At 75.8% G+C, this 4,424-nt stretch carries 4 protein-coding genes and 1 pseudogene; 4 read left to right on the top strand and 1 reads right to left on the bottom strand.

Annotated features, from left to right (window positions below; genetic code table 11):
• The first annotated feature begins 605 nt into the window (after positions 1-605).
• From ACYVPE_RS39340 to ACYVPE_RS39325, 4 genes are read left to right on the top strand one after another with little or no spacing between them, the layout of a single operon-like run.
• Positions 606-1,862, top strand: a complete 1,257-nt coding sequence (locus tag ACYVPE_RS39340; protein ID WP_461038650.1) for a cytochrome P450 — start codon at positions 606-608, stop codon at positions 1,860-1,862.
• 35 nt (positions 1,863-1,897) lie between these two features.
• Positions 1,898-2,095 (top strand): ferredoxin, encoded by a 198-nt coding sequence (locus ACYVPE_RS39335; protein ID WP_461038649.1) that lies wholly within the window; start codon positions 1,898-1,900, stop codon positions 2,093-2,095.
• Positions 2,092-3,276, top strand: a complete 1,185-nt coding sequence (locus tag ACYVPE_RS39330; RefSeq protein ID WP_461038648.1) for an NAD(P)/FAD-dependent oxidoreductase — start codon at positions 2,092-2,094, stop codon at positions 3,274-3,276. Before ACYVPE_RS39335 ends, ACYVPE_RS39330 begins: the two co-directional genes overlap by 4 nt.
• A 26-nt stretch (positions 3,277-3,302) precedes the next feature.
• On the top strand, positions 3,303-4,169 hold the full coding sequence (locus ACYVPE_RS39325; protein WP_461038647.1) for an SDR family oxidoreductase: 867 nt from the start codon (positions 3,303-3,305) through the stop codon (positions 4,167-4,169).
• Between the two features lie 7 nt (positions 4,170-4,176).
• On the opposite strand, the pseudogene ACYVPE_RS39320 reads toward ACYVPE_RS39325, so the two are convergent.
• A pseudogene (locus tag ACYVPE_RS39320) lies at positions 4,177-4,424 on the bottom strand (hypothetical protein); the annotation flags it as partial.

Here is a 4,424-nt window from a genome sequence, read left to right as displayed (position 1 = left end):
GTCGGCCGGCTCCGGCGCCTGGCGCAGCCGGGCGTCGGCCGGCTCCGGGGCCCGTCGCGGCCGGGCATCGGCCGGCTCCGGCGCCTGGCGCGGCCGGGCGTCGTCCAGCTCGGGCGACTGCCCGGCGGCACTCGCCATCGTCGTACACCTCTTCGTCTCGTCCCGGCGCCCCTCGTCCCGGAGGCAGGGTGACGAAGAGCGAGTATCGGCGATCCGATTGACGCGGCGCTGACGCTCTTCACGCGTTCATAACGCCCCGGACGGCCCGTTTTGGGCCCCGGCGCCGGCGACCCCGAGCCCCAAACTCCGGCCGATCCGGGCGGGAGCGGCCCCGACGTGCGCTCCCGGGGGCCGGCCGACCCCGCACGGCACGGCCGTACCGGGGTCGAAAACTCATACGAGCCCTTAACGGCGCTGAGCCCCGGTCCCGAGCCGATTCCCGGCCAGGTCGGGAACGTCAGGTGACGGTCAGGGAACCGGCCGGGCCGCGTCAGCTCGCTCCGCTTCCATGGCCGAACGAGCGGTCCCCACCGCGCGCGGAATCCCCGGCACTCCGGCCGGCCCCTCGAACCGGCCGGAGCCCCACAGCCACCGAGGAGCGACCCATGACGAACCCCGTCTCGTGCCCCGTGACCGGCGCGGCCGAGCCGCCGCCCGCCTACCCGATGCCCAGGGACGCCGGCTGCCCGCTGGCCCCGGCGCCCGAGGTCGGCGCGCTGCGCGGCGAGCGGCCGATCGGCCGGGTGCGGATCTGGAACGGCACCACCCCGTGGCTGATCACCAGGCACGCCGACCAGCGGGCCCTGCTGACCGACCCCCGGGTCAGCAACGACGACCGCGAGCCCAACTTCCCCTACGTGAACGCGCACCGGGCCGACATCGCGCACGCGACGCCGCGCCTGATCACCAACACCGACGCGCCCGAGCACACCCGGCTGCGCCGCACCGTCAACGGCCCGTTCGTGGTCCGGCGGATCGAGGCCATGCGGCCGGCCGTCCAGAAGATCGTCGACGAGCGGATCGACGCCCTGCTCGCCGGGCCCAACCCGGCCGACCTGCTCACCGCGCTCGCCCTGCCGGTGCCCTCGCTGGTGATCGCCGAACTCCTCGGCGTCCCCTACGAGGACCACGACTTCTTCCAGCGCAACAGCAACCTGGTGCTCGACGGCTCCCTGTCGCTCGCCGAGGCCGGCGCGGCCAGCGCGGCCCTCGCCGGCTACCTCGACCGCCTCTTCGGCGAGAAGCTGGCGGTCGCGGACCCCGAGGCCCCGGCCGACGACGTGCTCTCCGAGATGGCCGGCCGGGTGCGGAACGGCGAGATGACCCGCACCGAGGCCGTCCACATGGGCGTCGCCATGCTGATCGCCGGCCACGAGACGACCGCCACCATGATCAGCCTCGGCACCCTGGCGCTCCTCCAACACCCCGACCAGCTCGCCGTGTTGCGCGAGACCGAAGACCCGAGGGCGATCGCCGGCGCCGTCGAGGAGACGCTCCGCTACCTGACCATCGTGCAGACCGGGGTGCGCCGGGTGGCCCGCGAGGACATCGAGATCGGCGGCGTCACCATCAACGCGGGCGACGGCATCGTCTTCGACCTGCACGCCGCCAACTGGGACCCCGAGGCGTTCCCAGGGGCCGACCGCCTCGACCTGGCCCGCGCCGCCCGCCAGCACCAGGCGTTCGGCCACGGCCCCCACCAGTGCCTCGGCCAGAACCTGGCCCGCCTCGAACTCCAGGTCGTCTTCGGGACGCTGTACCGCCGGGTGCCCACCCTCCGACTGGCCGCCGAGGTCGAGGAGTTGGCGTTCGACCACACCGGCACCACCTACGGCGTGAAGTCGCTGCCCGTCGCCTGGTGACCGCCCACCGGAGAGAACCGAAGGAGACCCCCACGATGCGCGTGGAACTCGACGAGCCCAAGTGCGTGGCGTCCGGCCAGTGCGTGATGACCGCCCCCGAGGTCTTCGACCAGCGCGACGACGACGGGGTGGCGATCCTGCTGACGGAACACCCGGAACCCGAACTCCTCGACGGCGTACGGGAGGCCGTCGCGGTCTGCCCGGCCGCCGCGATCCGCCTGGTGGAGCGGTGAGGCGGATCGTCGTCGTCGGGGCCTCGGCCGCCGGCCTCACGGCGGCCGAGACCCTGCGCCGGGAGGGCTTCGACGGCACCGTCACGCTCGTCGGCGACGAGCCGCACGCCCCCTACGACCGGCCCCCGCTCTCCAAACAACTGCTCGCCGGCGCCTGGCCGCCCGAGCGGGTCGCGCTGCGCCCGCCGGCCGACCTCGCCGCCCTCGACCTCGACACCCGGCTCGGCGTGGCCGCGACCCGCCTCGATCTCCCCGGCCGCGCCGTCGAGTTGGCCGACGGCGAGCGGCTGCCCTACGACGGGCTGATCCTGGCCACCGGCGTCCGGCCACGCCGGCTGCCGGGGGCCGGAGCCCGGGTGCTGCGCACCCTGGACGACGCGCTCGCGCTCCGCGCCGGGCTCGGCCCTGGCCGGCGTCTCGCGGTGGTCGGCGCCGGCTTCCTCGGCTCCGAAGTCGCCTCCGTGGCCCGCGGTTCTGGCGCCCACGTCACGCTGCTCGAACCGGCCGCGGTGCCGCTGGCGCACGCGGTCGGGCGGCGGGTCGGCGAGGTGCTGTCCAGGGCGCACCTCGACCACGGCGTCGACCTGCGCGTCGGCGTCACGGTGGCCGAAGTCGCCGAGGGCGGGGTCCTGTTGGCCGACGGGTCGGCGGTCGAGGCCGACGAGGTCCTGGTCGCGATCGGCTCGCTGCCCAACACCGAGTGGCTGGCGGGCAGCGGGCTCACCGTCCTGGACGGCGTGGTGTGCGACGCGTACTGCGCCGCCGCGCCCGACGTCTACGCGGCGGGGGACGTGGCGCGTTGGCACAACCCGCTGTTCGACACCTCGATGCGGATCGAGCACCGCACCAACGCCGCCGAGCAGGGCATGGCGGCCGCCCGCAACCTGCTCGCCGACCCGGCGGCCCGCCGGCCGTTCGCGCCCGTGCCCTCCTTCTGGTCCGACCAGTACGACACGCGGATCCAGGCGTACGGTCACCTGCGCGGCCACGAGGACGTCGCGATCGTCGAGGGCGACCCGGCGGCCACGCGGTTCGTCGCCGCCTACCGGTCAGGCGACCGGCTGGTCGGCGCGCTGGCGGTCGGCATGCCGCCGAAGGCCGTCCGGCGCTGGCGGCGGTCCGTCGCGTCCCGCGCCACCTGGGACGAGGCCATGGCGGCCGTCTCCAAGACCATGTCCTGACGATGAACCACGAGAGGAACCCACCGATGCGGGAACTTTCCCACGACCCCGACCCCCACGACCCCGCCGAGGTGCTCGTCGTCACCGGCGCCGGCGGCATGGGCATGGCGGTCGCCCGCCGGCTCGGCAGCGGCCGCACGCTGCTGCTCGCCGATGCCTCGCCCGACCGACTCGCCCTCGCCGTCGAGGCGTTGGCCGCCGAGGGGTACACGGTGCGCGGCGTGCCGACGGACGTGGGCGACCGCGCCTCCGTCGAGAGCCTGGCCGGGGCGGCGGCCGACGAGGGCCCGGTGACCGCCGTCGTGCACACCGCCGGCGTCTCCCCGGCCACGGGACCGGCCACCGACCCGGCCGAACTGGTGCTGCGCGTCAACCTGTTGGGCACCGCCCTGGTGATCGACGCCTTCGCCGGGGTCGCCCGCCGAGGCACCTCCCTGGTCTGCGTCTCCAGCATGGCCGGCCACTACGCCGCGCTGGACGCCGACACGGAGCGGGCCCTGGCCACCGCGCCCACCGACACCCTGCTCGACATCCCCGCCGTGCGGGCCGTCGGCGCCGACGACGCGGCCGCCGCGTACGTGCTCTCCAAGCGCGCCAACCAGCTGCGGGTGCAGGCCGCCGCCCTCCCGTGGAACCTGCTCGGCGCCCGGATCAACACCATCAGCCCGGGCGTGGTCTCCACCCCGATGGCGCGAGCGGAGGCCGAGTCCGCGGCCGGCGAGGCCATGACGCGGATGCTGAAGGAGTGCGGCGCCGACCGCGCCGGCACCCCGGCCGAGATCGCCGAGGCCGCGGCCTTCCTGACCGGCCAGGGCGCCGGCTACGTCACCGGCACCGACCTCCTCGTCGACGGCGGCCAGACCGGCTGGCTCCGCTGGCACCGCCGGGGCTGAGCCCGCTTCAGGCCTCTCCGCCGGGCAGCAGATCCACCACGGCGACGTCCACGGCCGCCGGGGCCACCCCCAGGGCCTCCCGCGCGGCCTCGACGACCCGCTCGCGCAGCACGCCGGCGAGCTCGGGCACGGACCAGCGCGGGTCCGTAGCCACCTCGATGCGGACGCGGGGCGGCTCGCCGTCCCGCGCCCCCGGGACGACCCGGCAGCTGCCGGCGCACACTCCGGGCAGCGCGTCGGCCGCCGCCCGGCAGC

Source organism: Streptomyces mayteni (assembly GCF_054783955.1).
This window is presented reverse-complemented; position numbering and strand designations above follow the sequence as displayed.